This window comes from Oleiphilus sp. HI0123 (assembly GCF_001635315.1).
Map to the genome: position 1 here is coordinate 1 of NZ_LWGE01001582.1, position 1,679 is coordinate 1,679.

The window sequence follows — 1,679 nt, forward strand, 5'->3', positions numbered from 1 at the left end:
CATGGTCATCTAAAGGCTTATCAGTTTGAATCGTGTACAGAGTACCTCTATACCGATGGTGAGTTCTGGCACTTTATGATGACTGATGGTTCTTTTGAACAGCATGCTGCTGATGAAAAGGTAGCCGGCTTTGTGCCACCTTGAGCTGTATCGCCTTTCAAACCCGGGTCAGTTTCTACCACTTCCAGCTCAACAAAGTTTGCTGCAGCAACAGCCAAGGGTGCACCATTGAATAGTGTGACCGTATAAACATCCTGTTCCTTTAACCACTTAATTGTATCACCGACAGCCTTTTCATCAGCAGCATGCTGTTCAAAAGAACCATCAGTCATCATAAAGTGCCAGAACTCACCATCGGTATAGAGGTACTCCATATCGAATTCCATTACGTCAGCCGCTTCAAGAGATTCACCTGACTTGAAGGTTCTCTCCCATTGACGCCCAGTATTGAGGTTTCTCAACTTAACGCGGTTAAAAGCCTGGCCTTTTCCTGGCTTTACAAATTCATTCTCAATCACCGCACAAGGATCACCATCCAACATTACTTTTAAGCCTGAACGGAATTCGCTGGTAGAATAACTTCCCATTTTGATCTCACCTGTTTCTGTCTCCTACATATTTATGCAGGAACTATTCAATTTACGGAATTATTTTCTCGCTATCTTGGTCCAGCCTAATCTATACAGGGCCAATGAGTGGGCGACAAACTGTTTTCTATAGCTTTACTTCGCTATATACTGCGCGGTTTACCGGCCTCTTTACATCAAGGGCTGACTCTTTTTTAGGCTCGCAGACCAAAATTAAAGCGCACATGATACATCTATCAACTATTCCTGTCGAAAATAAAGCGCAATACGGTTCATGGCAGTCTCAACTTAGCCAGTGCAAAATAAGTACTGCAGACTTGCTGAACAAGCTAGGTCTGAACGATCATCCTTTAGTAGATGAAGAGGCTGAGCGTTTGTTTGAATTAAGAGTACCACCACGTTACTTGGCAAGTATTCGTTCAAACGACCCGAATGACCCACTTCTTCTACAAGTACTTCCTCAAAATAGAGAGTTCAAGCAAGTCGATGGTTTTAACGATAGCCCTCTGAACGAGGAAGAGTACTCTCCCGTCAAAGGCTTACTGCACAAGTACAATAATCGGGTATTACTCATGAGTAGTACTGTGTGCGCTATTAACTGTCGTTACTGCTTCCGCCGGAATTTTCCTTATGACGCGCATCGCCAATCAAAAAACGAATGGCGAAAGGTCTTCAACTACATTGAAGAACACAAAGAATTAGATGAGGTAATCCTGAGCGGTGGCGAACCCTTAATACACAATAACGACCACCTTGCCTGGCTAATAAACAATATTGCTGATATCAAGCATATCCAACGCATTCGTATTCATTCTCGAATGGTCGTCAGTATCCCGGAAAGAATCGACCAAGAACTATTAAAAATATTTTCTGATTGCAACAAACAACTCATACTCGTCACACACTGCAATCACCCTAACGAGTTAGATAGTCAACTCAGACCCTGCTTCACTGCTCTCAAACAGGCTGGCGTCACCTTATTGAACCAGGCAGTCTTGCTAAAAGACGTCAATAATCATGCAGAGACACTAACAAAGCTTAGTCTAGCGCTCTTTGACCTGGGCATTCTCCCTTACTACCTATTTATGTATG

1 protein-coding gene and 1 pseudogene are annotated in these 1,679 nt (G+C 43.1%); one reads left to right on the forward strand and one right to left on the reverse strand.

Annotated elements, in window-relative coordinates:
- Nucleotides 1-104: 104 nt before the first annotated feature.
- Nucleotides 105-587 (reverse strand): annotated as a pseudogene (efp, locus tag A3761_RS21230) (elongation factor P); the annotation flags it as partial.
- Between the two features lie 224 nt (nt 588-811).
- Between efp and A3761_RS21235 the strand changes: the two are divergent.
- Nucleotides 812-1,679: KamA family radical SAM protein (locus A3761_RS21235; protein WP_197473162.1), on the forward strand; the 868-nt coding region annotated here is incomplete at its 3' end.